The organism is Dactylosporangium sp. NPDC049140, from assembly GCF_040648435.1.
On the sequence record NZ_JBEZDS010000007.1, the window covers coordinates 161,979 to 186,292 of the forward strand.

At 68.2% G+C, this 24,314-nt stretch carries 38 protein-coding genes and 1 pseudogene; all 39 read right to left on the reverse strand.

What is annotated here, in order from left to right; translation table 11 throughout:
- Positions 1-213: 213 nt before the first annotated feature.
- The 39 genes and pseudogenes from truA to AB0B76_RS14600 all read right to left on the reverse strand — a co-directional run bounded on the left by truA (position 214) and on the right by AB0B76_RS14600 (position 24,302).
- Positions 214-1,023 carry a tRNA pseudouridine(38-40) synthase TruA gene (gene truA / locus AB0B76_RS14410; protein ID WP_360374613.1) on the reverse strand — a complete coding sequence of 270 codons (810 nt, stop codon included), beginning with the start codon at positions 1,021-1,023 and terminating at the stop codon, positions 214-216.
- Between the two features lie 70 nt (positions 1,024-1,093).
- Positions 1,094-1,627, reverse strand: coding sequence for a 50S ribosomal protein L17 (rplQ, locus tag AB0B76_RS14415; protein ID WP_360374615.1), 534 nt, complete (start codon positions 1,625-1,627; stop codon positions 1,094-1,096).
- Between the two features lie 30 nt (positions 1,628-1,657).
- Positions 1,658-2,680, reverse strand: a complete 1,023-nt coding sequence (locus AB0B76_RS14420; protein WP_350611890.1) for a DNA-directed RNA polymerase subunit alpha — start codon at positions 2,678-2,680, stop codon at positions 1,658-1,660.
- 136 nt (positions 2,681-2,816) lie between these two features.
- Complete coding sequence (gene rpsD / locus AB0B76_RS14425; RefSeq protein WP_360374618.1) at positions 2,817-3,443, reverse strand: 30S ribosomal protein S4; 627 nt, start codon at positions 3,441-3,443, stop codon at positions 2,817-2,819.
- Positions 3,444-3,461: 18 nt separating this feature from the next.
- Positions 3,462-3,872 carry a 30S ribosomal protein S11 gene (gene rpsK, locus AB0B76_RS14430; RefSeq protein WP_033357646.1) on the reverse strand — a complete coding sequence of 137 codons (411 nt, stop codon included), beginning with the start codon at positions 3,870-3,872 and terminating at the stop codon, positions 3,462-3,464.
- A gap of 44 nt (positions 3,873-3,916) precedes the next feature.
- Positions 3,917-4,297 carry a 30S ribosomal protein S13 gene (gene rpsM, locus AB0B76_RS14435; RefSeq protein ID WP_360374620.1) on the reverse strand — a complete coding sequence of 127 codons (381 nt, stop codon included), beginning with the start codon at positions 4,295-4,297 and terminating at the stop codon, positions 3,917-3,919.
- A gap of 167 nt (positions 4,298-4,464) precedes the next feature.
- On the reverse strand, positions 4,465-4,581 hold the full coding sequence (gene rpmJ / locus AB0B76_RS14440) for a 50S ribosomal protein L36 (RefSeq protein ID WP_091262778.1): 117 nt from the start codon (positions 4,579-4,581) through the stop codon (positions 4,465-4,467).
- A gap of 82 nt (positions 4,582-4,663) precedes the next feature.
- Positions 4,664-4,885: a translation initiation factor IF-1 gene (gene infA, locus AB0B76_RS14445; protein ID WP_007073013.1), complete on the reverse strand. Its 222-nt coding sequence runs from the start codon at positions 4,883-4,885 to the stop codon at positions 4,664-4,666.
- A gap of 218 nt (positions 4,886-5,103) precedes the next feature.
- The gene (locus AB0B76_RS14450) at positions 5,104-5,595 is read right to left on the reverse strand and encodes a DUF1707 domain-containing protein (RefSeq protein ID WP_360374623.1); all 492 of its coding nucleotides are present in this window, start codon (positions 5,593-5,595) and stop codon (positions 5,104-5,106) included.
- A 69-nt stretch (positions 5,596-5,664) separates the two neighbouring features.
- Entirely contained in the window at positions 5,665-6,513 is an 849-nt protein-coding gene (map, locus tag AB0B76_RS14455; protein ID WP_360374625.1) for a type I methionyl aminopeptidase, read from the reverse strand.
- A gap of 21 nt (positions 6,514-6,534) precedes the next feature.
- Positions 6,535-7,188, reverse strand: coding sequence for an adenylate kinase (locus AB0B76_RS14460; protein ID WP_360374627.1), 654 nt, complete (start codon positions 7,186-7,188; stop codon positions 6,535-6,537).
- Positions 7,188-8,525 (reverse strand): preprotein translocase subunit SecY, encoded by a 1,338-nt coding sequence (gene secY / locus AB0B76_RS14465; protein ID WP_360374897.1) that lies wholly within the window; start codon positions 8,523-8,525, stop codon positions 7,188-7,190. Before secY ends, AB0B76_RS14460 begins: the two co-directional genes overlap by 1 nt.
- Positions 8,526-8,721: 196 nt before the next feature.
- Positions 8,722-9,180 (reverse strand): 50S ribosomal protein L15, encoded by a 459-nt coding sequence (gene rplO, locus AB0B76_RS14470; RefSeq protein WP_360374629.1) that lies wholly within the window; start codon positions 9,178-9,180, stop codon positions 8,722-8,724.
- Between the two features lie 4 nt (positions 9,181-9,184).
- Entirely contained in the window at positions 9,185-9,367 is a 183-nt protein-coding gene (gene rpmD / locus AB0B76_RS14475) for a 50S ribosomal protein L30 (RefSeq protein ID WP_360374631.1), read from the reverse strand.
- A gap of 2 nt (positions 9,368-9,369) precedes the next feature.
- Positions 9,370-9,996, reverse strand: coding sequence for a 30S ribosomal protein S5 (gene rpsE, locus AB0B76_RS14480; protein ID WP_360374633.1), 627 nt, complete (start codon positions 9,994-9,996; stop codon positions 9,370-9,372).
- A gap of 15 nt (positions 9,997-10,011) precedes the next feature.
- Positions 10,012-10,407 (reverse strand): 50S ribosomal protein L18, encoded by a 396-nt coding sequence (rplR, locus tag AB0B76_RS14485; protein ID WP_360374635.1) that lies wholly within the window; start codon positions 10,405-10,407, stop codon positions 10,012-10,014.
- The gene (rplF, locus tag AB0B76_RS14490; RefSeq protein ID WP_360374637.1) at positions 10,404-10,946 is read right to left on the reverse strand and encodes a 50S ribosomal protein L6; all 543 of its coding nucleotides are present in this window, start codon (positions 10,944-10,946) and stop codon (positions 10,404-10,406) included. Before rplF ends, rplR begins: the two co-directional genes overlap by 4 nt.
- Positions 10,947-10,959: 13 nt before the next feature.
- Positions 10,960-11,367, reverse strand: coding sequence for a 30S ribosomal protein S8 (gene rpsH / locus AB0B76_RS14495; RefSeq protein WP_360374639.1), 408 nt, complete (start codon positions 11,365-11,367; stop codon positions 10,960-10,962).
- A 63-nt stretch (positions 11,368-11,430) separates the two neighbouring features.
- Positions 11,431-11,616 (reverse strand): type Z 30S ribosomal protein S14, encoded by a 186-nt coding sequence (locus AB0B76_RS14500; RefSeq protein ID WP_190249376.1) that lies wholly within the window; start codon positions 11,614-11,616, stop codon positions 11,431-11,433.
- Positions 11,617-11,628: 12 nt separating this feature from the next.
- A complete protein-coding gene (gene rplE, locus AB0B76_RS14505; protein ID WP_360374642.1) occupies positions 11,629-12,192 on the reverse strand; it encodes a 50S ribosomal protein L5 in 564 nt (187 codons plus the stop codon).
- Positions 12,192-12,506, reverse strand: a complete 315-nt coding sequence (gene rplX / locus AB0B76_RS14510; RefSeq protein ID WP_360374644.1) for a 50S ribosomal protein L24 — start codon at positions 12,504-12,506, stop codon at positions 12,192-12,194. Before rplX ends, rplE begins: the two co-directional genes overlap by 1 nt.
- Positions 12,507-12,508: 2 nt before the next feature.
- Positions 12,509-12,877, reverse strand: coding sequence for a 50S ribosomal protein L14 (rplN, locus tag AB0B76_RS14515; RefSeq protein WP_033357657.1), 369 nt, complete (start codon positions 12,875-12,877; stop codon positions 12,509-12,511).
- A gap of 71 nt (positions 12,878-12,948) precedes the next feature.
- On the reverse strand, positions 12,949-13,239 hold the full coding sequence (gene rpsQ, locus AB0B76_RS14520; protein WP_360374646.1) for a 30S ribosomal protein S17: 291 nt from the start codon (positions 13,237-13,239) through the stop codon (positions 12,949-12,951).
- 2 nt (positions 13,240-13,241) lie between these two features.
- Complete coding sequence (gene rpmC, locus AB0B76_RS14525; RefSeq protein ID WP_360374648.1) at positions 13,242-13,481, reverse strand: 50S ribosomal protein L29; 240 nt, start codon at positions 13,479-13,481, stop codon at positions 13,242-13,244.
- Positions 13,481-13,906: a 50S ribosomal protein L16 gene (gene rplP / locus AB0B76_RS14530; RefSeq protein WP_190249381.1), complete on the reverse strand. Its 426-nt coding sequence runs from the start codon at positions 13,904-13,906 to the stop codon at positions 13,481-13,483. The genes rpmC and rplP overlap by 1 nt, the downstream gene beginning before the upstream one ends.
- A gap of 3 nt (positions 13,907-13,909) precedes the next feature.
- A complete protein-coding gene (gene rpsC, locus AB0B76_RS14535; RefSeq protein ID WP_360374651.1) occupies positions 13,910-14,761 on the reverse strand; it encodes a 30S ribosomal protein S3 in 852 nt (283 codons plus the stop codon).
- A 203-nt stretch (positions 14,762-14,964) separates the two neighbouring features.
- Positions 14,965-15,330, reverse strand: a pseudogene (gene rplV, locus AB0B76_RS14540) (50S ribosomal protein L22); the annotation flags it as partial.
- 31 nt (positions 15,331-15,361) lie between these two features.
- A complete protein-coding gene (rpsS, locus tag AB0B76_RS14545; RefSeq protein ID WP_190249384.1) occupies positions 15,362-15,643 on the reverse strand; it encodes a 30S ribosomal protein S19 in 282 nt (93 codons plus the stop codon).
- A gap of 12 nt (positions 15,644-15,655) precedes the next feature.
- Entirely contained in the window at positions 15,656-16,495 is an 840-nt protein-coding gene (gene rplB, locus AB0B76_RS14550) for a 50S ribosomal protein L2 (protein ID WP_360374653.1), read from the reverse strand.
- 12 nt (positions 16,496-16,507) lie between these two features.
- A complete protein-coding gene (rplW, locus tag AB0B76_RS14555; protein ID WP_033357665.1) occupies positions 16,508-16,810 on the reverse strand; it encodes a 50S ribosomal protein L23 in 303 nt (100 codons plus the stop codon).
- A gap of 3 nt (positions 16,811-16,813) precedes the next feature.
- On the reverse strand, positions 16,814-17,482 hold the full coding sequence (gene rplD / locus AB0B76_RS14560; protein ID WP_360374656.1) for a 50S ribosomal protein L4: 669 nt from the start codon (positions 17,480-17,482) through the stop codon (positions 16,814-16,816).
- Complete coding sequence (rplC, locus tag AB0B76_RS14565; RefSeq protein ID WP_360374658.1) at positions 17,479-18,150, reverse strand: 50S ribosomal protein L3; 672 nt, start codon at positions 18,148-18,150, stop codon at positions 17,479-17,481. The genes rplD and rplC overlap by 4 nt, the downstream gene beginning before the upstream one ends.
- A 12-nt stretch (positions 18,151-18,162) precedes the next feature.
- On the reverse strand, positions 18,163-18,471 hold the full coding sequence (rpsJ, locus tag AB0B76_RS14570; protein WP_018347762.1) for a 30S ribosomal protein S10: 309 nt from the start codon (positions 18,469-18,471) through the stop codon (positions 18,163-18,165).
- Positions 18,472-18,794: 323 nt separating this feature from the next.
- The gene (gene tuf, locus AB0B76_RS14575; RefSeq protein ID WP_360374660.1) at positions 18,795-19,988 is read right to left on the reverse strand and encodes an elongation factor Tu; all 1,194 of its coding nucleotides are present in this window, start codon (positions 19,986-19,988) and stop codon (positions 18,795-18,797) included.
- A gap of 177 nt (positions 19,989-20,165) precedes the next feature.
- Complete coding sequence (gene fusA, locus AB0B76_RS14580) at positions 20,166-22,265, reverse strand: elongation factor G (protein ID WP_360374662.1); 2,100 nt, start codon at positions 22,263-22,265, stop codon at positions 20,166-20,168.
- Between the two features lie 46 nt (positions 22,266-22,311).
- Positions 22,312-22,782 (reverse strand): 30S ribosomal protein S7, encoded by a 471-nt coding sequence (gene rpsG, locus AB0B76_RS14585; protein WP_360374664.1) that lies wholly within the window; start codon positions 22,780-22,782, stop codon positions 22,312-22,314.
- 1 nt (position 22,783) lies between these two features.
- Positions 22,784-23,158, reverse strand: coding sequence for a 30S ribosomal protein S12 (gene rpsL / locus AB0B76_RS14590; RefSeq protein ID WP_033357671.1), 375 nt, complete (start codon positions 23,156-23,158; stop codon positions 22,784-22,786).
- Positions 23,159-23,495: 337 nt separating this feature from the next.
- The gene (locus AB0B76_RS14595; protein ID WP_360374666.1) at positions 23,496-23,966 is read right to left on the reverse strand and encodes a hypothetical protein; all 471 of its coding nucleotides are present in this window, start codon (positions 23,964-23,966) and stop codon (positions 23,496-23,498) included.
- Entirely contained in the window at positions 23,967-24,302 is a 336-nt protein-coding gene (locus AB0B76_RS14600) for a hypothetical protein (RefSeq protein ID WP_360374668.1), read from the reverse strand. It abuts the gene before it with no gap.
- Positions 24,303-24,314: the final 12 nt, after the last annotated feature.

Genomic DNA, 24,314 nt, shown 5'->3' on the forward strand with positions numbered 1-24,314 from the left:
GCCCGACTTATCGAACACGCGGCGCGCGGCGCGCAGCGCCCGACTTATCGAACACGCGGCGCGCGGCGCGCAGCGCCCGACTTATCGAACACGCGGCGCGCGGCGCGCAGCGCCCGACTTATCGAACACGCGGCTCGCGGCGTCCGGCTGGACGGTAGGCCGCGGTGCGCGGTGTTCAGCGCAGACTGCGAGCTAGCCGGGCGCCGACAAGGGTCAGAGGTCGCGGCGCCGGCGGGTCAGTTCCGCTCGCGCCCGCAGCGCGGCCGCGTCCGCCGGGTACGTCACCTCGACCAGCGTCAGGCCGTACGCCGGCGCCACCATCACCTCGTCGGCCCGGACCGTCCGCGTGAGCAGCGCGCCCGGCCACGAGGTCGGCCGCCGGCCGTCCCCCGCCACCAGCTGGGCCCCCACCAGGCTGCGCACCATCGACCAGCAGAACGCGTCCGCCGACACGGTGGCCACCACGATCCCGTCGGCGTCGCGGCGCCAGTCCATCCGCGACACGGCGCGGATCGTGCTCGCGTGCTCCTTGCGCCGGCAGAACGCGGCGAAGTCGTGCTCGCCCACCAAGCCCGCCGCGGCCTCGTTCAGCCGCGCCAGGTCCAGGGGGCGCGGCCAGGCCAGGGTATTGCGGCGGCGCAGCGGCTCGGCGCCGAAGGGGGCGTCCGTCACGCGGTACTCGTACCGCCGCGCCAGCGCCGAGAAGCGCGCGTCGAACTCCGGCGGCACCGCGGCCGCGGCCAAGACGCGCACGTCGGGCGGGAGGAGCCCGGCCAGCTTGTGCACGAGCGCGGCCTCCAGCGCGGCCCAGCGCTCCTCCGCGACCTCGATGTGGCACACCTGCCCGGTCGCGTGCACGCCCGCGTCCGTGCGTCCCGCGACCGTCAGGCCCTCCACCGAGCCGAAGAGGCGCTCCAGCACCCCCAGCAGCTCGCCGGCGACCGTCCGGCGGCCCGGCTGCACGGCCCACCCGGAGAAGTCGGTGCCGTCGTAGGAGACGTCCAGGCGGACGCGAACGCTCATGGGGTACAACTCCCAAAAGAAGGCCCGGCACCCCCGAAAGGGTGCCGGGCCGACGAACCTCGACCGGTGATCAGGCCTTGGTCTCTTCGTCCTTCGCCTCGGTGTCGCCCTCGTCCGAGGACGACGACGCGGCGGCCGGGGCCGGGGTCTCGTCCTCGTCCGCGTCGCCGGCGAGCACCGCGATCGAGTCGGCCTTGGCGGCCTTACGAGCGGCGGTCTTGCGCGGCGCCTTCGGGGCGGCCACCTCGAGCTCCTCGACCAGCTCGATGATCGCCATCGGAGCCGCGTCGCCCTTGCGGGGGCCCGTCTTCACGATGCGGGTGTAGCCACCCGGCCGGTTGCTGAACCGCGGCGCGATCTGGTCGAACAGCTGGAACACCACGTCCTTGTCCCGCACCACGGAGAGCGCTTGACGGCGCGCGTGCAGGTCGCCGCGCTTGGCCTTGGTGATGAGCTGCTCGGCGAGCGGGCGCAGCCGCTTGGCCTTCGTCTCGGTCGTCGTGATGCGCCCGTGCTTGAACAGCGACGTGGCGAGATTCGCCAGCATCAGCCGCTCGTGCGCGGGGCTGCCGCCGAGGCGGGGACCTCTGGTGGGCGTGGGCATTGTTGGGACTCCTCTAATACAGCGGCTGAACTACAGCTGCTCGGTCTCGCGGTAGTCGTCGGCGTCGTAGTCCACCTCGGCGAAGGAGTCCACGACGTGGGCCGGGTCGAACGTCGGGGCGGAGTCCTTCAGACCCAGGCCCATCCCGGCGAGCTTCATCTTGACCTCGTCGATCGACTTCTGACCGAAATTCCTTATATCGAGGAGGTCGGCTTCCGTGCGGCTGATCAGCTCCCCCACGGAGTTGATGCCCTCACGCTTGAGGCAGTTGTACGACCGGACGGTGAGGTCCAGCTCCTCGATCGGCAGCGCCAGGTCGGCCGCGAGCTGCGCGTCCTGCGGCGACGGGCCGATGTCGATGCCCTCGGCGGTCTCGTCCAGCTCGCGCGCGAGGCCGAACAGCTCCACCAGCGTCGAGCCGGCCGAGGCCAGCGCGGTGCGCGGGGTCAGCGACGCCTTGGTCTCGACGTCGATGATGAGCCGGTCGAAGTCGGTGCGCTGCTCGACACGGGTCGCCTCGACGCGGTACGTCACCTTGAGCACCGGCGAGTAGATCGAGTCGACCGGGATGCGCCCGATCTCCTGGCCCTGCTGCTTGTTCTGGTTGGCCGTCACGTAGCCACGGCCCCGCTCGACCGTGAGCTCCATGTCGAGGCGGCCCTTGCCGTTGAGCGTGGCCAGCTTCAGGTCGGGGTTGTGCACGGAGACGCCGGCCGGGGGCTGGATGTCGCCCGCGGTGACGTCGCCCGGGCCCTGCTTGCGCAGGTACATCGAGACCGGCTCGTCCAGCTCGGAGCTGACGCACAGCTCCTTGATGTTCATGACGAGCTCGACCACGTCCTCCTTGACCCCGGGGATCGTGGTGAACTCGTGCAGCACGCCGTCGATCTTGATGCTGGTGACCGCCGCGCCCGGGATCGAGCTGAGCAGGGTGCGCCGCAGCGAGTTGCCGAGGGTGTACCCGAAGCCCGGCTCGAGGGGCTCGATGGTGAACTTGGAACGGACCTCGCTGATCGACTCTTCGGCGAGGCTGGGCCGCTGTGAGATGAGCACTTTCTTTTCCTCCAGTTCGTTGCGCGCCCGCTATATGACGCGCTCCGGATCGGCGGGGGCCGCACGGCCTACGCCTGGTCTGGCTCGATGACGCTTCGCGAGGATCGACCCGGACCAGGCTCCGCCGACAATGTTGCTACTTGCTGTAGAGCTCGACGATGAGCTGCTCCTGGACCTGGGTGTCGATGACCTGCCGGGCCGGCAGGCTGTGCACCAGGACCTTGAACTCGCTCGGGATGAACTCGAGCCACGCCGGGACGGTCTTGCTGCCCGCGAGGCCCTGCGCGATCTGGAACGGGGTGAGCTCCCGCGACTTCTCCCGCACCTGCACGATGTCGTGCTCACGGAGGCGGTACGACGGGATGTCGACCTTCCGGCCGTTGACCACGATGTGGCCGTGCTTCACGAGCTGGCGGGCCGCGTCGCGCGACGTGGCCAGGCCGGCCCGGTACACGACGTTGTCCAGCCGCGACTCGAGGATGCGCAGCAGCTCCTCACCGGTCTTACCCGGCTTGGCCACGGCCTCCTCGTAGTAGCCGGCGAACTGACGCTCCAGCACGCCGTAGATGCGGCGGGCCTTCTGCTTCTCGCGCAGCTGCAGGAGGTACTCGGTCTCCTTCGGCCGGCCGCGGCCGTGCTGGCCGGGCGGGAAGGGACGCGACTCGAACGGGCACTTCGGCCCGTCGCACTTGCTGCCCTTGAGGAACAGCTTCATCTTCTCGCGCCGGCAACGGCGGCAGTCGGCACCTGTATAGCGAGCCATAGTTCTTCGTCTCTTCCCTTAGACCCGGCGGCGCTTCGGCGGACGGCAGCCGTTGTGCGGCTGCGGCGTGACGTCAGAGATCTGCCCGACCTCCAGGCCCACGGCCTGCAGCGAGCGGATCGCGGTCTCCCGGCCGGAGCCGGGGCCCTTGACGAACACGTCAACCTTGCGCATGCCGTGCTCCATCGCGCGGCGAGCGGCGGCCTCGGCGGCCAGCTGCGCGGCGAACGGGGTCGACTTACGCGAGCCCTTGAAGCCCACCTGGCCGGCCGAGGCCCAGGAGATGACGGCACCGGTCGGGTCGGTGATCGACACGATGGTGTTGTTGAACGTGCTCTTGATATGCGCCTGCCCGTGGGCGACGTTCTTGCGTTCCTTGCGCCGGACCTTCTTGACAGCGGTCGCGCCGGCGCGAGCCTTCGGCGGCATTCTCTATGCGCTCCTAGATTCGTAACTGATCTCGACCGGCGGGATTACTTCTTGCCCGGCTTCTTCTTGCCGGCGACCGTGCGCTTCGGACCCTTGCGGGTGCGCGCGTTGGTCCGGGTGCGCTGACCGCGCACCGGCAGGCCCTTGCGGTGCCGGATACCGGCGTAGCAGCCGATCTCGACCTTGCGGCGGATATCCGCGGCGACCTCGCGGCGCAGGTCGCCTTCAACTTTGTAGTTCGCCTCGATGTGGTCGCGCAGCTGCACGACCTCTTCATCGGTCAGGTCCCGGGCCCGCTTGTTCGGGTCGATGCCGGTTGCGGCCAGGGTCTCGACGGCCCGGGTACGCCCGATGCCGTAGATGTAGGTGAGTGCGATCTCCGTGCGCTTTTCGCGCGGGAGGTCGACACCGACGAGACGTGCCATAGGTGGGCGTGCTCCTCAAGTGTGCGGAGGTCTGTGCCCGCTCCGCTCCCGTCTGCCCACAGACGGGCCCTGGCCTCCGACCAAGGGTGCACCCCACGCAGGCCACGCCGAATCGGCGGGCCGCCCGAGGCTGGAACGGGCAAATAACTGAAGCGGGTGCTAGGGACTCAGCCCTGGCGCTGCTTGTGGCGCGGGTCGGTGCTGCAGATGATCATGACCCGGCCGTGCCGCCGGATGACCCGGCAGTTGTTGCAGATCCGCTTGACGCTCGGCTTGACCTTCACGGTTTGCCTAACTCTCGCTGCGTGCGCGCTCGTACGAACGGGCACGACAGAACCCGACCGTTAACTGGGTACCGGATACCGATTACTTGTAGCGGTAGACGATGCGCCCGCGGGTGAGGTCGTAGGGCGAGAGCTCCACGACAACACGGTCCTCGGGCAGGATGCGGATGTAGTGCTGCCGCATCTTGCCGCTGATGTGCGCCAAGACCTTATGGCCATTGGCGAGCTCCACCCGGAACATCGCGTTCGGAAGTGGCTCGATCACTCGGCCCTCGATCTCGATGGCCCCGTCTTTCTTCGGCATGTCCTCCGCTACCTGACATCGGGTCTGGTGGTTGACGCTCGCATCCATTTCTCCAGGCCAGAAGGCCTGAAGCCAGCCGCGGCTCCGGTCCTGCCACTAGAAGCGCGTGGGGGCATGCCGGAGTGGACGCTTTGCGCCAATGGGCAAGTCTACGCGTGTGCGCCCCGTGCACCAAATCGGGGCCTGCAGCCGGCGGAAACGGGCCGGCCGAGCGGTGTTCAGCTGTCGCGGTAGCGCCGCTGGTTGCTCTCCGGGTTCTGGCCGAGCGCCTTGACCGAGAAGGTCGAGGCGAGCAGCACCGCACCCCAGGGGCCCGCGACCCACATCGGCCAGAAGTAGACGGGCTCGCCGGCGGACAGGCTCACCAGGGCCCAGATGACCACGTTGACCGACACGGCGACGAGCCAGGCGCTCCAGATGCCGATCAGCCACTTGGGGTTGCCGTCACCCGACCGGCGGGGCCGCTCGTCCGGCTCGTCGGCGACGGGCTCGCTGGGCTCCAGCTGCGAGCCGCCCATCGGGTGGAAGCCGGGGAGGTCCTTGAGGATGCCGTCCAGGTCGCCGTAGGTGCGCGCGGCGTAGGTCTCCTTGAGCCGGTCGTCGTACTCGCCGAGCGACAGCCGGCCCTCGTCGAGCGCCGCCTTCAGACGCTCCGCCACGAACTGCCGATCCACATCGGCCGCGCGCAGGTCTTCCCGCCGGTCTGCCACCGCTCCCCCTTCGGACACTGCACACAGCATCGCACCGAGGCAGGTGCACCTTCCACCCCGGCTTTTCCCTTACTCGCCGGCCGGCACCGGCTCACGGGCGGTGACCAGGTCACCGAGGCGGGAACGACCCCCGTCGTGGGCGGTGAGCACCCAGACGCCGTCGTCGCAGAGAGCCATGGTGTGCTCGACGTGCGCCGCGACCGAGCCGTCGACGGTCACCACGGTCCAGCCGTCGTCGAGCTCGGCGACCTTCGGCTTCCCCTTGGTGATCATGGGCTCGATGGCCAGCGCGATGCCCGGGCGCAGCATCGGGCCCTTGCCCGGGCGGCCGGAGTTCTGCACGAACGGGTCCTGGTGCATGGCGCTGCCGATGCCGTGCCCGCCGTAGCCCTCGACGATGCCGAAGCGGCTGGCCTTGCGGATCGCCGACTGGATGGCGAACGAGATGTCGGTCAGCCGCCCCTTGCCCGAACGCGCCCCGCGCGCGGCCGCGGCGATGCCGGCCCACATGGCGTCCTCGGCGACCCGCACGAGCCGCAGCAGATCCGGGTGTACCTCACCGACGCCGACGGTGATCGCGGCGTCTCCGTGCCACCCGTCGAGGTCCGCGCCGCAGTCGATGGAGATGAGGTCACCCTCGCGCAGCACCTGCCGCGGGCTCGGGATCGCGTGGACGACCTGGTCGTTGACCGAGGAGCAGATCGACGCCGGGTACCCGTGGTAGCCCTTGAAGGACGGCACGGCACCCGCGGACCGGATGGTCTCCTCGGCGATGCGGTCGAGCTCGGCGGTGGAGACGCCGGGCGCGACCGCGGCCCGCATCCGCTCCAGTGCGTCGGCGACGACCAGCCCGGCACGGCGCATGAGGCCGATCTCTTCGGGCGTCTTGAGCTCGATCTCGAGCTGGTGAGGGGCCATGAAACTTACCCGTCGTGTTGTTCAGGCGCCGTAGGAGCGCAGGGCGTCGATCGCGCGCACAGTGACGTCCTCGACCGGACCCGTCGCGTCGATGCCCACCAGCTTGCCCTGTGCGCCGAAGTAGTCCACCAGCGGCGACGTGTCGCGGGCGTAGACCTTCAGCCGCTCGGCGATGGTCTCGGCCTTGTCGTCGTCGCGCTGGAACAGCTCGCCGCCGCACCGGTCGCAGACCCCGTCGTGCGTCGGCGCGTCGAACTCGACGTGCCAGATCTTGCCGCAGCCACGGCAGGTCCGCCGGCCCGAGAGCCGGCGGATGACCTCTTCGTTCTCCACGACGAGCTCGAGGACGATGTCCAGGCCGGTGCCGAGGTCGGCCAGCAGCTTGTCGAGCGCGTTGGCCTGCGGCACCGTGCGGGGAAAGCCGTCGAGCAGAAAGCCGTCGACCGCATCGCCCTCAGCCAGCCGGTCGGACACCATGTTGATCGTGACCTCGTCGGGCACCAGCTGGCCGGCGTCCATGTAGCGCTTGGCCTCGACGCCGAGCGGCGTGCCCTGCCCGACGTTCGCGCGGAAGATGTCGCCGGTGGAGATTTTGGGCACGGCGAGATGCGCGGCGATGTACTCGGCCTGGGTCCCCTTGCCCGCCCCGGGGGGACCTACCAGCACCAGCCTCACTACCGGAGGAACCCTTCGTAGTTGCGCTGCATCAGCTGGCTCTCGATCTGCTTCACCGTCTCGAGGCCAACACCAACAATAATGAGGACTGCCGTGCCGCCGAACGGGAAGTTCTGCAGAGCCTGCCCGCCGCCCACGATCCCGATGAGCAGGTTGGGCAGGATCGAGATGATACCCAGGTAGAGCGCACCGGGGAGGGTGATACGGCTGAGGATGAAGTCAAGATACTCGGCGGTGGGCTTGCCCGGGCGGATGCCGGGCACGAAACCACCGTACTTCCGCATGTTGTCCGCCACCTCGGTCGGGTTGAAGGTGATGGACACGTAGAAGTACGTGAAGAAGATGATCAGCAGGAAGTAGATCGAGATGTGCCAGGCGCTGTTCTGCGGCACGATGTTCCGGTTGATCCACAGGATCGTCTTGTTCGTCGAGCTGGTGCCGGCGAACGACGTGATCAGCTGCGGGATGTAGAGCAGCGACGAGGCGAAGATGACCGGGATGACACCCGCCTGGTTGACCTTCAGCGGGATGTAGGTCGAGGTGCCGCCGTACATGCGCCGGCCGATCATGCGCTTCGCGTACTGCACCGGGATGCGCCGCTGGGCCTGCTCGAGGAAGACCACGAAGGCGATGACGACGACCGCCAGGCCGACGATCACGAAGAACGTGGTCTTGTTGTCCTGCCAGATCTGGATGCCCTCGAGCGGGAGCCGGGCGGCGATCGAGGTGAAGATCAGGACGGACATGCCGTTGCCGACGCCGCGGTCGGTGACCATCTCACCCAGCCACATGATGACGCCGGTGCCGGCGGTCATGGTGACGACCAGGGCGGTCAGCGTCAGCCACATCGGGATCTTGCCGGTGTCCGGGATGATCGGGTACTGCGACTGGTCGCACGCGCCGCCGAAGAGCTGGCCGGACCGCGCCAGGGCGACGAACGCCGAGGCCTGCAGGATGCCGAGCCCGAGGGTCAGGTACCGCGTGTACTGCGTGATCTTCGCCTGGCCGGACTGGCCTTCCTTGCGCAGCTGCTCAAGGCGCGGGATCACCACCGTCAGCAGCTGGAGGATGATGCTCGCGGTGATGTAGGGCATGATGCCCAGCGCGAACACCGACAGCTGGAGGAGTGCCCCACCGGAGAACAGGTTCAACAGGGTGAAGACCTGGTTGTCCTTGCTGTTCTCGACGATGTTGAGGCACTTCTGCACGTTGCCGTAGGACACGCCCGGGCTGGGCAGCGTCGCGCCGAGCCGGTAGATGCCGATCATCAGCAACGTGAACAAGATTTTCTTGCGCAGGTCAGGCGTTCGGAACGCACTAACAAAGGCGGAGAGCAACTTCATCCTCCTGCGCAAGGCGGCCGGTCGTTCGGCCGACGAGGTGGGGTCCGGGTGGTGCTGGTGACGCTGTCGAACGTATGAGTCGAGCGTGTTACTGCGCAACGGACTCTAACAGGATGTCCGGGGCACATCACGTCCGGCTTTTGAGGCGCCGCGTGGCGCCCACCGGGACGGTGGACGCCACGATAGCGCTCTATTCGCTGTCGCCGCCGAGCAGCTTCACAGAGCCGCCGGCCGCCTCGATCTTCTCTTTGGCCGTCGCGCTGAACTTGTGCGCGCTGACCTGCAGCTTCACGCCGCCGAGCTCTCCGTCACCGAGGACCTTGACCAGCTCGCCCTTGCGGACGGCGCCGGCGTCGACCAGCTCGGGCACGCCGATCTCGCCGCCCTGCGGGAAGAGCTCCGCGAGGCGTGCAAGATTCACAACCTGGAACTCGATCCGGTTGCGGTTGCGGAAGCCCTTGAGCTTCGGCAGGCGCATGTGAAGGGGCATCTGCCCACCCTCGAACGCCGCCGAGATGTTCTTGCGGGCCTTGGAGCCCTTGGTACCACGACCGGCGGTCTTGCCCTTGGAGCCCTCACCGCGACCCACACGGGTCTTCGCGGTCTTGGCGCCCGGGGCGGGCCGCAGGTGGTGCAGCTTGATCGTCATCGGATTATTCCACCTCTTCCACGGTGACGAGGTGCGCCACAGTGTGGATCATGCCGCGGATCTCCGGGCGGTCCTCCTTGACGACCACGTCGCGGATCCGCTTCAGGCCGAGCGAACGCAGCGTATCCCGCTGGTTCTGCTTGCCCCCGATCTCGGACCGGATCTGGGTCACCTTCAGACGGGCCATGGCTATGCCCCCGCCCCGGCACGTGCGGCCAGCATGGCGGCCGGCGCGACGTCCTCGACCGGCAGGCCACGGCGCGCGGCCACAGCCTCCGGCGACTCGAGCTTCTTCAGCGCCGCCACCGTCGCGTGGACGATGTTGATGGCGTTGGAGGAGCCGAGGCTCTTGGACAGCACGTCGTGGATGCCCGCGCACTCCAGGACGGCACGGACCGGGCCGCCGGCGATGACGCCCGTACCGGCGGAGGCCGGCTTGAGCAGCACGACACCGGCCGCGTCCTCGCCGATCACCGGGTGCGGGATGGACGCCGCGAGCCGCGGAACCTTGAAGAAGTGCTTCTTGGCCTCCTCGACGCCCTTGGCGATGGCCGCGGGCACCTCCTTGGCCTTTCCGTAGCCGACGCCTACCGTGCCGTCGCCGTCGCCGACGATGACCAGGGCGGTGAAGCTGAAGCGACGACCACCCTTTACGACCTTGGCAACACGGTTGATCGCGACGACCCGCTCGAGGTGGGGGGTCTTCTCGGCGGGCGCGTTACCACGACCGCCGCCGTCACGACGATTTTCGCGACGGCCGCCACCACCTTCTTGGGTGCTACCGGACCCGCCGCCCCTGCGCTGAGGACCAGGCATGAACGTTTCTCCTTTTTAGAACTCGAGTCCGGCTTCGCGGGCGGCGTCCGCCAGGGCCGCGAGGCGCCCGGCGTACTTGTTGCCACCACGGTCGAAGACGACCTTGCCAACGCCCGCGGCCCGGGCCCGCTCGGCGAGCAGCTTGCCCACCTTCGCCGCTTGGGCCTTCTTGTCGCCCTCGGTGCCCCGGATGGTCGCGTCGAGCGTCGAGGCCGAGGCCAGCGTGTGGCCCTTGAGGTCGTCGACGATCTGCGCCGTGACGTTCCGCAGCGAACGGGTGACCACCAGGCGAGGACGCTCGGCCGTACCACCCACGTGCTTGCGGATGCGGAAGTGCCGGCGAGCACGCCCCGTGCGGCGCGCGGCGGCAACGCCACCGGAGTTGCGGCGCTTGAGCAGCGTGGCGCTCATTTCTTACCAGCCTTTCCGGCCTTGCGGCGGATGACCTCGCCCTGGTACCGCACGCCCTTGCCCTTGTACGGCTCCGGCGGGCGAATCTTGCGGATGTTGGCGGCGACCTCGCCGACCTGCTGCTTGTCGATGCCGGCGATGTGGAACACCGTCGGCTTCTCGACCGAGAAGGTGATCCCGGGCGGCGGCGTGACCAGCACCGGGTGCGAGAACCCGAGCGCGAACTCGAGGTCGCTGCCCTTGGCGGTCACGCGGTAACCGGTACCGGCGATCTCCAGGCTCTTGCGGTAGCCCTCGGTGACGCCGATCACCATGTTGGAGATCAGCGTGCGCGAGAGGCCGTGCAGCTCCTTGGACTTCCGCTCGTCGTTCGGGCGGACGACGTTGAAGCTGCCGTCCTCGGCCCGCTCGACCGTGATCGGCTCGGCCAGCGTGTGGGACAGCTCGCCCTTGGGGCCCTTGACGGTGATGCGCGGACCGTCGACCTTGATGTCGACGCCGCTGGGCACCGTGATCGGCTTACGTCCGATTCGAGACATGTGATGCCTTCCCTTACCAGACGTAGGCGAGGACTTCCCCGCCCACCCCTCGCTTGCGAGCCTGCTTGTCGGTCAGCAGACCCTGGGACGTCGAGATGATGGCCACGCCAAGGCCGCCGAGCACGCGCGGCATCTCGACCGACTTCGCGTAGACGCGGAGGCCGGGCTTCGACACGCGCCGGATGCCGGCGAGGCTGCGCTCACGGTTCTGGCCGTACTTGAGGTCGACGACAAGGGTCTTGCCGACCTTGCCTTCCTCGGGGTCCTGAACCTGCCACGCGGACACGTAGCCCTCGGTCTTGAGCACCTCGGCGATGTTCGCCTTGATCTTCGAATATGGCATCGACACCCGGTCGTGGTACGCCTGGTTGGCGTTGCGCAGACGGGTAAGCATGTCTGCGATCGGGTCGGTCATGGTCATGGGTTTGTTTGCCTTTCTCGCCGCGGTTCCGCACCGGCTCGGTGGGCCTGCGGCGAAGGAGGATTACCAGGAAGCCTTGGAAACGCCGGGCAGTTCGCCACGGTGCGCCATCTCGCGGATGCACACGCGGCACAGGCCGAACTTGCGGTAGACGGCCTTGGGCCGGCCGCAGCGCTGGCAGCGGGTGTAAGCGCGGACCGCGAACTTGGGCTTCGCGGCGGCCTTGAGGACAAGGGCCTTCTTCGCCATGGTCAGTTCTCCCTAGTTCTCACGGAAGGGGAAGCCGAGCAGCTTGAGCAGCGCGCGGCCCTCCTCGTCCGTGCGGGCGGTGGTGACCACGGTGATGTCCATCCCTCGCGGCCGGTCGATGCGGTCCTGGTCGATCTCGTGGAACACCGACTGCTCGGTGAGACCGAACGTGTAGTTGCCGTTGCCGTCGAGCTTGCGCCCGTCCAGACCGCGGAAGTCGCGGATACGCGGCAGCGCGATCGACAGCAGCCGGTCCAGGAACTCCCACATCCGGTCGTTGCGCAGGGTGACCTTGGCGCCGATCGGCATGCCCTCGCGCAGCTTGAACTGCGCGATCGACTTGGTCGCCCGCCGGACCTGCGGCTTCTGGCCCGTGATGGTGGCCAGGTCGCGCACCGCGCCGTCGATGAGCTTGGAGTCGCGAGCAGCCTCGCCGACACCCATGTTCACGACGACCTTCACCACGCCCGGGATCTGCATGACGTTGGCGTACTTGAACTGCTCCCGCAGGGCGCCCGCGATCTCGTCGCGGTAGCGCTGCTTCAGGCGCGGGTTCACCTTCTCGACCGTCGTCATCACAGTTCCTTACCCGAACGGCGGGACACGCGGGTCTTCAGGCCGTTCTCGTCCTCGCGGGAGCCGACGCGGGTGGCGTTGCCGTCCGAGTCGATCACCATCACGTTGGAGATGTGGATCGGGGCTTCCTGCGTCACGATGCCGCCGGTCTTCGAGCCCCGCTGGGTGGTGCGGATGCGGGTGTGCTTCTTGATCCGGTTGACGCCCTCGACGACGACCTTGTCCTCGCGCGGAATGGCCGAGAGGACCTTGCCGCGGGACCCCTTGTCCTTGCCGGCGATGACGAGGACGGTGTCGCCCTTTTTCACCTTCATGGCTACAACACCTCCGGCGCGAGCGAGATGATCTTCATGAAACGCTTGTCCCGGAGCTCACGCCCGACCGGGCCGAAGATACGGGTACCGCGCGGGTCGCCGCCATCCTTGATGATCACGGCGGCGTTCTCGTCGAACCGGATGTACGAGCCGTCCGGCCGGCGCCGCTCCTTCGTGGTACGGACGACGACGGCCTTGACCACGTCGCCCTTCTTCACGCCGGCGCCCGGAATGGCGTCCTTCACCGTGGCCACGATGATGTCGCCGATGCCTGCATAGCGGCGGCCGGAGCCACCGAGCACACGGATGCACAGGATTTCCCGGGCACCCGTGTTGTCGGCGACGCGCAGCCGCGACTCCTGCTGAATCACGCTTGTCTCCTAATGTCTGCCAGTTCTCGGCGCCGGGCACGCCCGGCGCCGAGCTTGGCGGAACGACGGCCTTACTTGGCCTTTTCGAGGATCTCCACGACCCGCCAGCGCTTGGTCGCCGACAGGGGGCGGGTCTCCATGAGCAGCACCCGGTCACCGACGCCGCACGCGTTCTGCTCGTCGTGCGCCTTGAGCTTGCTGGTGCGGCGCATGACCTTGCCGTACAGCGGGTGCTTGACCTGGTCCTCGACCGCCACGACGACGGTCTTGTTCATCTTGTCGCTCACCACGAGGCCCTCGCGGACCTTGCGGCGGCCGCGCACCTCGGTCTCGGTGCCCGACTCGGTCGTCTGCTCGCTCATGTTCACGCCACCTCAGCCACAGCGTCGGGCGCGGCCGAAAGTCCCAGCTCGCGCTCGCGCATGATCGTGTAGATCCGGGCGATGTCCCTGCGGATGGTCTGCAGACGCCCGTGGTTGTCCAGCTGGCCGGTGGCCGACTGGACGCGGAGGTTGAACAGCTCCGCCTTGGCTTCCCGCAGCTTCTCGACCAGGCCCTCGTCGGACATATCCCGCAGCTCGGTCGCCTTGATACCGGCGGCCATCACACATCAGCCCCTTCGCGCGTGACGATCCGGCACTTCAGCGGAAGCTTGTGGATCGCGCGGCGCATTGCTTCCCGGGCGATCTGCTCGTTCGGGAACGACATCTCGAAGAGGATCCGGCCCGGCTTGATGTTGGCCACCCACCACTCCGGCGAACCCTTGCCGGAACCCATGCGGGTCTCGGCCGGCTTCTTGGTGATGGAGCGGTCCGGGAAGATCGTGATCCAGACCTTGCCACCACGGCGGATGTGCCGGGTCATGGCGATACGGGCCGCCTCGATCTGGCGGTTCGTGATGTACGCGGGCTCGAGAGCCTGAATACCGAACTCGCCGAAGACCACTCGCGTGCCGCCCTTGGCCGGACCGTGACGGTCCGGGTGGTGCGGCTTGCGGAAGCCCTTCGGGGGCTTACGAGGGATAAGCATTCGTCAGCCCTCCTGCTGCGTCTCTGCCGGAGCGGGCGCGGCCTCGGCGGCCGGAGCGCTCTCAGTGGCGGCGGCCTGCGCGTGCGCGGCGGCCGCGGCGCGACCGGCCTCGGTGCCACCGGCGGTCGTACCGGACGAGCCGGAACGACCGCGGCGCGGACGCTCGGGCCGGTCGGCACGCTCACGGCGGCCACGCGGAGCGGCGGCCTCGGCCGGCGCCTCGCGACCCGGAACGGCGTCGCCCTTGTAGATCCAGACCTTCACGCCGATGCGGCCGAAGGTCGTACGGGCCTCGAAGAAGCCGTACTCGATGTTCGCGCGCAGCGAGTGCAGCGGCACGCGACCCTCGCGGTAGAACTCGGTACGGCTCATCTCCGCGCCGCCGAGACGGCCGGAGACCTGCACCCGAATCCCGCGCACGAGCGGGTTCTTCATGGCCGACTGCATCGACTTGCGCATCGCGCGGCGGAAGCTGACACGGCTGGACAGCTGCTCCGCGACGGCCTGCGCAACGAGCTGCGCGTCCGACTCCGGGCTCTTCACCTCGAGGATGTTGAGCTGCACCTGCTTGCCGGTGAGCTTCTCGAGCTCGGCGCGGATGCGGTCCGCCTCGGCGCCCTTACGGCCGATCACGATGCCCGGGCGGGCCGTGTGGATGTCCACGCGGACCCGGTCGCGGGTGCGCTCGATGTCGACCTTGGCGATGCCGGCGCGCTCCAGGCCCTTGGACATCATCCGACGGATCTTGACATCCTCGGCGATGTAGTCCTTGTAGAGCTTGTCCGCGTACCAGCGCGACTTCCAGTCGGTGCTGATGCCGAGCCGGAACCCGTGCGGGTGAACCTTCTGACCCATTACTCGGTCCCTTCCTCGGCGTCAGCCTCGTCGGCGTCCGCCTTCGTGGCCTCCGCCTGCTTGGCCGGCGCGGCCTTCTTGGCCTTCGCACCCGCCTTCTTCGCGGGCGGCGAGTCGACCTCGTCGACCTCGTCGACCTCCGGCGTCACGGCCTTCGCGGCCTTGGTCGCCTTGGCCACGCCGGCCTTCGCCGCGCGGGCCTGGGCGGCCGGGACGCTCTCGACCACGATCGTGATGTGGCTGGTGCGCTTGCGGATCCGGTACGCCCGGCCCTGCGCCCGCGGCCGGAACCGCTTGAGCGTCGGGCCCTCGTCGACGTAGGCCGCCGCGACCAAGAGCGAATCGGGGTCGAGACGCTCGTTGTTCTCTGCGTTGGCGATGGCGCTCGCAAGCACCTTGTAGACCGGCTCGCTCGCCGACTGCGGCGCGAACTGCAGCACCGTGAGCGCCTCACGCGCGGGCAGGCCGCGCACAAGGTTCACCACACGGCGCGCCTTCATCGGCGACACGCGCACGTGCCGCGCGATCGCCCGCGCACCGGGCAGCGCCGCCTCGCTCTTCGTTGGCATCGGGAAATCCTCTTGATTCCTATCGGCTGCCTTAGCGGCGGCGGCTCTTCCGGTCGTCCTTCTCGTGACCCTTGAACGTGCGGGTCAGCGCGAACTCGCCGAGCTTGTGCCCGACCATCGCCTCGGTCACGAAGACCGGTACGTGCTTGCGCCCATCGTGGACGGCGATCGTGTGCCCGAGCATCTCGGGGACGATCGTCGACCGGCGCGACCAGGTCTTGATGACGTTCTTGGAGTTCTTGGCGTTCTGGACTTCCACCTTCTTGATCAGGTGGTCGTCAACGAACGGGCCCTTCTTCAGGCTGCGAGGCATTGCTCAGGCTCCTTAGCCGCGCTTCCGGGTGGCGTAACGCCGACGGACGATGAGACGGTCGCTCGGCTGGCCCTTGCGCCGCGTGCGGCCCTCCGGCTTGCCCTTCGGGTTGACCGGGTGGCGGCCACCAGAGGTCTTGCCCTCACCACCACCGTGCGGGTGGTCGATCGGGTTCATCGCGACACCACGGACGGTCGGGCGCTTGCCCTTCCACCGCATGCGGCCGGCCTTGCCCCAGTTGATGTTCGACTGGTCGGCGTTGCCGATCTCGCCGACGGTGGCCCGGCAGTGCACGTCGACACGCCGGATCTCGCCCGAGGGCATGCGCAGCGTGGCGTACTGACCCTCGCGGCCCAGCAGCTGGATGCCGACGCCGGCCGAGCGGGCCAGCTTGGCGCCGCCGCCCGGGCGCAGCTCCACCGCGTGGACGGTGGTGCCGACCGGGATGTTGCGCAGCGGCAGGTTGTTGCCCGGCTTGATGTCCGCGCCGACGCCCGCCTCGACCTGGTCGCCCTGCTTGAGGTCCTTCGGGGCGATGATGTAGCGCTTCTCGCCGTCGGCGTAGTGCAGCAGGGCAATACGCGCGGTGCGGTTGGGGTCGTACTCGATGTGCGCAACCTTGGCGGGAATCCCGTCCTTGTCCGCGCGCCTGAAGTCGATCAACCGGTACTGGCGCTTGTGCCCGCCGCCCTGGTGCCGAGCGGTGACCCGCCCGTGCACGTTGCGGCCGCCCTTGTTCGGCAGCGGGACGAGCAGCGACTTCTCCGGCGTCGATCGGGTGATCTCCGCGAAGTCGGCAACGCTCGAACCACGACGACCGGGCGTCGTCGGCTTGTACTTACGGATAGCCATCGTCTATACCCCTCAGCTGACCGGTCCGCCGAAGGCTTCGATCCGGTCACCCTCGGCGAGCTTCACCATCGCCCGCTTCGTGTCCTTGCGCTTGCCCCAACCCGTGCGGGTGCGCTTGCGCTTGCCTTCGCGATTGATGGTGTTGACCGACAGGACGCGGACGTTGAAGATCTGCTGGATCGCGATCTTGATCTCGGTCTTGTTGGCGTCCGGGTGCACCAGGAACGTGTACCAGTTGCGGTTGAGCTCGCTGTAGCTCTTCTCGGAGACCACCGGCTGGATGATCACGTCACGCGGGTCTGCGATCGTCGCCATGGCTCAGCCCTCCTCGTTGGTGTCGGCGTCGGCGCTCGCGCCGGACTCGGCCGGAACCCCGAGGAACTCGTCCAGCGCCGCGGTGGTGAACACCACGTCGTCGGCCACGAGCACGTCGTGGGTGTTGAGCTGGTCGGCGACCAGCAGGTGCACCGACTGCTCGTTGCGCAGGCTCAGCCAGTTGGCCTCGTCGTCGCGGGCGAGCACCACCAGGACCCGGCGGGCCTCGGTGATGCCGCGGAGCGCGGTCAGCGCGTCCTTCGTCTTCGGCGACTCGCCCTCGACGAAGGTCTCGACGACGTGGATGCGACCCTCGCGGGCGCGGTCCGAGAGCGCACCGCGCAGGGCGGCGGCCTTCATCTTCTTGTTCACCCGCTGGGTGTAGTCGCGCGGCACGGGGCCGTGGACCACGCCACCACCGGTGAACTGCGGCGCGCGGATCGAGCCCTGACGGGCGCGACCGGTGCCCTTCTGCTTGTAAGGCTTCTTGCCGCCGCCGGCGACCTCGCCGCGGCTCTTCGCCTTGTGCGTGCCCTGGCGGGCGGCGTTGAGCTGGGCGACGACGACCTGGTGCAGCAGCGGAATGCTGGCCTGGGCGTCGAAGATGTCGTCGGGGAGCTCGACGGAGCCGTTGGTGGTGCCGTCGGCCTTACGAACGTCGACGGTGCTCATCGCGTGATCCCGCCCTTCTGCGCCTTCGTCTCGACCTTGGCCGCGGTGCGCAGGAGCACGAGGCTGCCCTTCGGGCCGGGAACGGCACCCCGGATCAGGATCAGACCCTGCTCGGCGTCGACCGCCTGAACCGTGAGGTTCTGCACGGTGAAGCGCGCGCCACCCATGCGACCGGCCATCCGCACGCCCTTGAAGACGCGACCGGGGGTCGCGCAGGCGCCGATGGAGCCGGGCGAGCGGTGCTTGCGCTCGACACCGTGGCTGGCCCGCAGACCGTGGAAGCCGTGCCGCTTCATGACGCCGGCGTAGCCCTTGCCCTTGGTGCGGCCGGTCACGTCGATGCGCTGGCCGGTGGCGAACGTGTCGGCGCTGATCTCCTGGCCGAGCGCGTACTCGCCGGCGTCGGTGGTGCGCAGCTCGACCACGTGCCGGCGCGGCGCGACGTCCGCCTTGGCGAAGTGGCCGGCGCGCGGCTTGTTGACCTTGCGGGGGTCGATCTGGCCCCAGGCCAGCTGGACCGCCGAGTAGCCGTCGTTGTCGGGCGTGCGCACCTGGGTCACGACGCACGGGCCGGCCTGGACCACGGTCACGGGGACAACCTTGCCGTTGTCCCAGACCTGGGTCATGCCGAGCTTCTCACCCAGGATGCCCTTGACTTGCCTGTCCATAAGTCAGAGTCCCTACAGCTTGATCTCGATGTCGACGCCGGCCGGAAGGTCGAGCCGCATGAGCGAGTCGACCGTCTTCGGGGTGGGGTCGATGATGTCGATCAGACGCTTGTGCGTGCGCATCTCGAAGTGCTCGCGCGAGTCCTTGTACTTGTGCGGCGAGCGGATCACGCAGTAGCGGTTGATCTCAGTGGGCAGCGGCACCGGCCCAGCGACCTGAGCCCCGGTGCGCGTGACCGTCTCGACGATCTTCCGCGCCGAGGAGTCGACGACCTCGTGGTCGTAGGCCTTGAGCCGGATGCGGATCTTCTGTCCCGCCATGGTGGCTTCAGTTCCCTCTCTCATGCGGGGCCTCGCAGCCCCGCCAAACCCCGCAGGGTCCGGTGCCGCCTATTGATTTGGTCCGACCCCCGCGGTCGGGCGTGTCGCGGCCAAGGGCCAGGCTCCGCCACACGCGATTTCCGCTGTGGAGACCAACCCCAGGGCGTGCCACGCCCAGTCGAGGGGATCAGCGCCGGCCCACCGGACCGACGCCGCGCAGAAGCGGTCGAGACTTCTCAGCGAGCGTCTCGACCGCCCCACGACGCAACCCGACCATTATGCCGCACGTACTGCGACAAAGTGAAATCGGGGTACCTCTGGTGCTACTTGATGATCTTCGTCACGCGGCCGGCGCCGACGGTGCGGCCACCCTCGCGGATCGCGAAGCGGAGGTTTTCCTCCATCGCGATGGGCTGGATGAGCTGCACCGACATGCTGGTGTTGTCGCCCGGCATGACCATCTCGGTGCCCTCGGGCAGCGTGACGACGCCGGTGACGTCCGTGGTGCGGAAGTAGAACTGCGGCCGGTAGTTCTGGAAGAACGGGGTGTGCCGGCCACCCTCCTCCTTGGAGAGGATGTAGACGGTCGCCTCGAACTCGGTGTGCGGGGTGTTGCTGCCCGGCTTCACCACGACCATGCCGCGCTCGACGTCCTCGCGCTTGATACCACGCAGGAGCAGACCGACGTTCTCGCCGGCACGCGCCTCGTCGAGGATCTTGCGGAACATCTCGATCGCCGTGCAGGTGGTCTTCATCGACTTGGCCTTGATGCCAACGATTTCGACCTCCTCGTTCGGCTTGAGGATGCCACGCTCGACGCGACCGGTCACGACCGTGCCACGACCGGTGATCGTGAAGACGTCCTCGACGGGCATGAGGAACGGCTTCTCGGTCTCACGCTCGGGCTGCGGGATCGCGGTGTCGACCGCGTTCATCAGCTCCAGCAGCGCACCGGTCCACTGCTCGTCACCCTCGAGCGCCTTCAGCGCCGAGACACGCACGACCGGAGCGTCGTCGCCCGGGAACTCCTGGCTCGACAGCAGCTCACGGACCTCGAGCTCGACGAGCTCGAGGAGCTCCTCGTCCTCGACCATGTCGCTCTTGTTCAGCGCCACGACGATGTACGGCACACCGACCTGGCGGGCCAGCAGCACGTGCTCGCGGGTCTGCGGCATCGGGCCGTCGGTCGCCGCCACCACCAGGATCGCGCCGTCCATCTGCGCAGCACCGGTGATCATGTTCTTGATGTAGTCGGCGTGCCCCGGGCAGTCGACGTGCGCGTAGTGCCGGTTCGCGGTCTGGTACTCGACGTGCGCGATCGAGATCGTGATACCGCGGGCCTTCTCCTCCGGCGCCTTGTCGATCTCGTCGAAAGGCGTGTAGGGGTTGAGGTCCGGGAACTCGTCGTGCAGCACCTTGGTAATGGCCGCCGTCAGCGTCGTCTTACCGTGGTCGATGTGACCGATGGTGCCGATGTTGACGTGCGGCTTAGTCCGCTCGAACTTCGCCTTCGCCACTGGTGTCCTCCTGTGGACTTCTTGGTTCACGGTGCGCCGACGCTGGAAGCGCCGACGCACCCGGTCGACTTGGGTCTGGCTGGCCCCTGATGTTCGAGAAGCCGGCTCAGCCCCGCTGACTTAGCCTCACGGCCATTGCCGGCGAGTGCGGCCCCGGTCCGAATCGGACTGGGAAACTTATTCGCCGGTTGCCTTCGCGATGATCTCCTTCGCCACGTTCGCGGGAACCTCGGCGTAGGAGTCGAACTGCATCGAGTAGCTCGCTCGGCCCTGAGTCTTCGACCGCAGGTCGCCGACGTAGCCGAACATTTCCGACAACGGCACGGTGGCGCGGACGACACGGGCGCCGCCACGCTCCTCCATCGCCTGGATGGTGCCCCGCCGGGAGTTGAGGTCACCGATGACATCACCCATGTTCTCTTCCGGGGTGGTGACCTCGACGGCCATCAGCGGCTCAAGGAGCGTCGGAGTGGCCCGGCGGGCCGCCTCCTTCATCACCATCGAACCAGCGATCTTGAACGCCATTTCCGACGAGTCGACCTCGTGGTACTGGCCGTCCAGCAGCGTCAGCTTCACACCCACCATGGGGTAGCCGGCGAGTACGCCGTACTGCATCGCGTCCTGGGCGCCGGCGTCCACCGAAGGGATGAACTCCTTCGGGATGCGACCGCCCGAGACCGCGTTGACGAACTCGTAGGTCGCGCCGTCGGCCGACATCTCGAGCGGCTCGAGCTTGACGATGACCTTCGCGTACTGCCCCGAGCCACCGGTCTGCTTCTTGTGGACATAGTCGATCTTGTCCACGGTGCCCTTGATGGTCTCGCGGTAGGCCACCTGCGGCTTGCCGATGTTGGCCTCGACGCTGAACTCGCGGCGCATGCGGTCGACCAGGATGTCGAGGTGGAGCTCGCCCATCCCGGCGATGATCGTCTGGCCGGTCTCCTCGTCGTTCTTGACGCGGAAGGTCGGGTCCTCCTCGGCCAGGCGCTGGATGGCGGTGCCCAGCTTCTCCTGGTCGGCCTTGCTCTTCGGCTCGATGGCCACCTGGATGACCGGCTCCGGGAACGTCATCGACTCGAGGATGACCGGGTTGGCCGGGTCGCACAGCGTGTCGCCGGTGGTGGTCTGCTTGAGACCCTGCACGGCGATGATGTCCCCCGCCTGGGCGTTGGGACGCTCTTCACGCTTGTTGGCGTGCATCTGGTAGATCTTGCCGATCCGCTCCTTGCGGTCCTTGGTGGAGTTGACCACCTGGGCGCCGGAGTCGAGCGTGCCGGAGTAGATGCGCACGTAGGTCAGCTTGCCCAGGTGCTTGTCCGTCTGGATCTTGAACGCCAGCGCGGAGAAGGGCTCGCTGTTCGACGGCTTGCGCAGCAGCGGGGTCTCACCGTCGGTCGCAACGCCCTCGACCGCCGGGATGTCCAGCGGCGACGGCAGGAAGTCGACGACGGCGTCGAGCATGGGCTGAACGCCCTTGTTCTTGAACGCCGAGCCACACACGACCGGGTTGAGCTTGCCGGCGATCGTCGCCCGGCGGATCGCGGCCTTGAGCTCCTTGACGTCGAACGTGTCGCCGTCGAGGTAGCGGACCATGATGTCGTCGTCGGTCTCGGACAGGGTCTCGAGGAGCTTGTCCCGGTACTCGTTGGCCTGCTCGACCAGGTGCTCCGGGATCTCCTCGATCGCGTAGTCCTCGCCCTTCTGGGTCTCGCCGCGCCAGGTCAGCGCGCGCATCTCCAGCAGGTCGACGACGCCGATGTGGTCACCCTCGAGCCCGATCGGGATCTGCAGGACCAGCGGGGTCGCGTTGAGCCGGTCGACCATCATCTGCACGCAGCGGAAGAAGTCGGCCCCGGTCCGGTCCAGCTTGTTGACGAAGCACATACGCGGGACGTTGTACTTGTCCGCCTGACGCCAGACGTTCTCGGTCTGCGGCTCCACCCCGGCGACGCCGTCGTAGACCGCAACCGCGCCGTCGAGGACGCGCAGCGACCGCTCGACCTCGACCGTGAAGTCGACGTGGCCGGGCGTGTCGATGATCTGGATCGTGTGGCCCTTCCACTCGCACTTCGTGGCGGCGGAGGTGATGGTGATGCCGCGCTCCTGCTCCTGCTCCATCCAGTCCATGACCGCCGCGCCCTCGTGGACCTCGCCGATCTTGTACGTGATGCCGGTGTAGAAGAGGATGCGCTCGGTCGTCGTCGTCTTACCGGCGTCGATGTGCGCCATGATGCCGATGTTGCGGACCTTGGCGAGGGCGGCGTCTGCGGCAGCCACTACAAATCCCTACTTCGTCTCTCGTCGGATGCTGGGGAAGCGTCGCTTACCAGCGGTAGTGCGCGAAGGCCTTGTTGGACTCCGCCATCTTGTGGGTGTCTTCGCGGCGCTTCACCGAAGCACCGAGGCCGTTGCTCGCGTCCAGCAGCTCGTTCATGAGCCGCTCGGTCATGGTCTTCTCGCGACGGGCGCGGGAGTAGCTGACCAGCCAGCGCAGGCCCAGCGTCGTCGCCCGGGGAGGGCGAACCTCGACCGGCACCTGGTAGGTCGCGCCACCGACGCGGCGGCTGCGGACCTCGAGGGTCGGCTTGACGTTGTCCATGGCGCGCTTGAGCGTCACCACCGGGTCGGTGCCGGTCTTCTCGCGGGCACCCTCGAGAGCGCTGTAGACGATGCGCTCGGCGAGCTGGCGCTTGCCCTCGACCAGGATCTTGTTGATCAGCTGGGTCACGAGCAGGGAGTTGTAGACCGGGTCCGCCACGAGGGGCCGGCGCGGCGCGGGGCCTTTACGCGGCATGTCAGCTCTTCTCCTTCTTCGCGCCGTAACGGCTGCGAGCCTGCTTGCGGTTGCGGACGCCCTGGGTGTCCAGCGAACCACGGATGATCTTGTACCGGACGCCGGGGAGGTCCTTCACCCGGCCGCCGCGGACCAGCACGATCGAGTGCTCCTGAAGGTTGTGACCGACACCGGGGATGTAGGCCGTCACCTCGATACCGTTGCTCAGCCGCACACGGGCCACCTTGCGCAGCGCCGAGTTGGGCTTCTTCGGCGTGGTGGTGTACACACGCGTGCAGACGCCACGTCGCTGCGGGCTGCCCTTGAGCGCCGGCGTCTTCGTCTTGCTCAGCTTCGCCTGGCGGCCCTTGCGGACCAGCTGCTGGATCGTAGGCACTGGGCCTGCCTCTCCCTTCGGCCTCGCGGCCGCACGTCTTCTTCTCTGTGTCTTGCCCGGCGGGACCGGCACCCGCGGTCGGGCGTGTCGCCAGATCCGCGACCCGGTCCGATTGATCCCAGCCCGGGGTTGTGGTCCGCACCCACTCTCACTCCCGCGGAGCGGGACCGATGTGGGCGCACGCACGAGTTGCCCGGCAAAGCCGGGCACGAGGGGAAAGAGTACCCACCGTAAGGACGCTGGTCAAAATCGCCCGAGGCCTCCGCCGACGGAACACTCTTCACACCAAGAGTACCTGGTCGCCGATCGAAGTGTCCGGGGGGCCCGTTTTCGCCGATCAGCTCATCAAAAACGTGAGCAGAACGACGACCACGGCCAGCCCGCCACCGACGCAGCCCAGCACAATCCCGGTGATGGCCATGCCCCGGCCGCTCACCGTGCGCCCGCTGCCGGCGGCCCGGCGGATCTGGCGGGTGCCGGCGAGGCCCAGGCCGGCCGCGCCCGCGCCGAGAAAGATACCCAGCACGGTGAACGCGCCGGCGGCGGCGAGGCCCCAGCCTTCCGACGATCCGGTGAATCCGAGGCACATCGCGAACAGGGCCACGAGGATCGAGGCGATGCCGGCGACCAGCGAGCCGATGGAAGGGCCGCTCGGGCTGGTGGGGACGGCCGGATAGGCGACGCCGAACGGGGTGCCCTGGATGGCGTCGACGCGCATGGCGGGGGCCAGCGCGGGCGAGGGCGGCGCGTACATCGGCGGTGGCGGCCCGTACGCGGGCGGCTGCGGCTGGTACGGCGGGTACGACATCTAGTTCACCGTCGGGTCGAAGTCGGTGCCGCGCTGCCGGGCGTAGTGCAGCAGGCCGATGATCGCCAGCACGACGAGGCCGGCGATGGCGAGCACGATCCCGGTCCAGGCCAGCCGGACGCCGTTGCGCAGCCGCCGGGCGCCGAGCAGGAAGCCCTCCGCGGCGACGAGCTCCCGGTGCGAGTCGCGGGCCATGAGCAGCGCCAGCGTCGCCGGAATCACCCCACCGAGGAACGGACCCGTGACCACGGACAGCAGGCCGAGCCCGAACACGGCGTTGGCCTTGGTCGCCCGGACCGGATCCGGATCGAGCGGATGCCGCGTGGGAGAGCTCACCACCCGACTCTA

What these genes read in the sequence shown, in the direction of transcription:
- truA (WP_360374613.1), bottom strand. Translation starts at nt 1,023, where the DNA reads ATGAGCGTTCGCGTCCGCCTGGACGTCTCCTACGACGGCACCGACTTC.
- rplQ (WP_360374615.1), bottom strand. Translation starts at nt 1,627, where the DNA reads ATGCCCACGCCCACCAGAGGTCCCCGCCTCGGCGGCAGCCCCGCGCAC.
- rpsD (WP_360374618.1), bottom strand. Translation starts at nt 3,443, where the DNA reads ATGGCTCGCTATACAGGTGCCGACTGCCGCCGTTGCCGGCGCGAGAAG.
- rpsK (WP_033357646.1), bottom strand. Translation starts at nt 3,872, where the DNA reads ATGCCGCCGAAGGCTCGCGCCGGCGCGACCGCTGTCAAGAAGGTCCGG.
- rpsM (WP_360374620.1), bottom strand. Translation starts at nt 4,297, where the DNA reads ATGGCACGTCTCGTCGGTGTCGACCTCCCGCGCGAAAAGCGCACGGAG.
- infA (WP_007073013.1), bottom strand. Translation starts at nt 4,885, where the DNA reads ATGCCGAAGAAAGACGGGGCCATCGAGATCGAGGGCCGAGTGATCGAG.
- map (WP_360374625.1), bottom strand. Translation starts at nt 6,513, where the DNA reads ATGGCCCCTCACCAGCTCGAGATCGAGCTCAAGACGCCCGAAGAGATC.
- rplO (WP_360374629.1), bottom strand. Translation starts at nt 9,180, where the DNA reads ATGACGATCAAGCTGCACCACCTGCGGCCCGCCCCGGGCGCCAAGACC.
- rpmD (WP_360374631.1), bottom strand. Translation starts at nt 9,367, where the DNA reads ATGGCCCGTCTGAAGGTGACCCAGATCCGGTCCGAGATCGGGGGCAAG.
- rpsE (WP_360374633.1), bottom strand. Translation starts at nt 9,996, where the DNA reads ATGCCTGGTCCTCAGCGCAGGGGCGGCGGGTCCGGTAGCACCCAAGAA.
- rplR (WP_360374635.1), bottom strand. Translation starts at nt 10,407, where the DNA reads ATGAGCGCCACGCTGCTCAAGCGCCGCAACTCCGGTGGCGTTGCCGCC.
- rplF (WP_360374637.1), bottom strand. Translation starts at nt 10,946, where the DNA reads ATGTCTCGAATCGGACGTAAGCCGATCACGGTGCCCAGCGGCGTCGAC.
- rpsH (WP_360374639.1), bottom strand. Translation starts at nt 11,367, where the DNA reads ATGACCATGACCGACCCGATCGCAGACATGCTTACCCGTCTGCGCAAC.
- AB0B76_RS14500 (WP_190249376.1), bottom strand. Translation starts at nt 11,616, where the DNA reads ATGGCGAAGAAGGCCCTTGTCCTCAAGGCCGCCGCGAAGCCCAAGTTC.
- rplE (WP_360374642.1), bottom strand. Translation starts at nt 12,192, where the DNA reads ATGACGACGGTCGAGAAGGTGAACCCGCGCCTGAAGCAGCGCTACCGC.
- rplX (WP_360374644.1), bottom strand. Translation starts at nt 12,506, where the DNA reads ATGAAGGTGAAAAAGGGCGACACCGTCCTCGTCATCGCCGGCAAGGAC.
- rpsQ (WP_360374646.1), bottom strand. Translation starts at nt 13,239, where the DNA reads ATGAGCGAGCAGACGACCGAGTCGGGCACCGAGACCGAGGTGCGCGGC.
- rpmC (WP_360374648.1), bottom strand. Translation starts at nt 13,481, where the DNA reads ATGGCCGCCGGTATCAAGGCGACCGAGCTGCGGGATATGTCCGACGAG.
- rplP (WP_190249381.1), bottom strand. Translation starts at nt 13,906, where the DNA reads ATGCTTATCCCTCGTAAGCCCCCGAAGGGCTTCCGCAAGCCGCACCAC.
- rpsC (WP_360374651.1), bottom strand. Translation starts at nt 14,761, where the DNA reads ATGGGTCAGAAGGTTCACCCGCACGGGTTCCGGCTCGGCATCAGCACC.
- rpsS (WP_190249384.1), bottom strand. Translation starts at nt 15,643, where the DNA reads ATGCCTCGCAGCCTGAAGAAGGGCCCGTTCGTTGACGACCACCTGATC.
- rplB (WP_360374653.1), bottom strand. Translation starts at nt 16,495, where the DNA reads ATGGCTATCCGTAAGTACAAGCCGACGACGCCCGGTCGTCGTGGTTCG.
- rplW (WP_033357665.1), bottom strand. Translation starts at nt 16,810, where the DNA reads ATGGCGACGATCGCAGACCCGCGTGACGTGATCATCCAGCCGGTGGTC.
- rplD (WP_360374656.1), bottom strand. Translation starts at nt 17,482, where the DNA reads ATGAGCACCGTCGACGTTCGTAAGGCCGACGGCACCACCAACGGCTCC.
- rplC (WP_360374658.1), bottom strand. Translation starts at nt 18,150, where the DNA reads ATGGACAGGCAAGTCAAGGGCATCCTGGGTGAGAAGCTCGGCATGACC.
- rpsJ (WP_018347762.1), bottom strand. Translation starts at nt 18,471, where the DNA reads ATGGCGGGACAGAAGATCCGCATCCGGCTCAAGGCCTACGACCACGAG.
- rpsG (WP_360374664.1), bottom strand. Translation starts at nt 22,782, where the DNA reads ATGCCGCGTAAAGGCCCCGCGCCGCGCCGGCCCCTCGTGGCGGACCCG.
- AB0B76_RS14595 (WP_360374666.1), bottom strand. Translation starts at nt 23,966, where the DNA reads ATGTCGTACCCGCCGTACCAGCCGCAGCCGCCCGCGTACGGGCCGCCA.